General features: G+C 61.7%; 1 protein-coding gene. It reads left to right on the top strand.

The genetic code is table 11. The annotated features are described in order from the left end of the window. Positions 1-253, top strand: a 253-nt coding sequence (locus IV91_RS0114755) for an IS1595 family transposase (RefSeq protein ID WP_031599572.1), incomplete at both ends; no start/stop codon positions are given.

Here is a 253-nt window from a genome sequence, read left to right as displayed (position 1 = left end):
GCTGCCTGGCATTTTACCTTCGCCAAGAATGGCGTTTCCGCCATGACACTGCATCGGATCCTTGGTTTCGGCTCCTACCCTACCGCTTGGGCGATGCTGCACCGTTTCCGGTGCGCAATCAGCCATGCGGGGCACGACATGCTGTCCGGACATGTCGAAGTGGATGAGACTGTCTTTGGTGGCGTCAGGCACGGCAAGCGCGGGCGCGGTGCCGGAGGCAAGGTGCTGGTCGCCATCGCCGTGGAGTTGCTTT

Origin of the sequence: Ferrovum myxofaciens (assembly GCF_000735045.1) — a bacterium.
Taxonomy (GTDB): Bacteria; Pseudomonadota; Gammaproteobacteria; order Burkholderiales; family Ferrovaceae; genus Ferrovum; species Ferrovum myxofaciens.
This window is presented reverse-complemented; position numbering and strand designations above follow the sequence as displayed.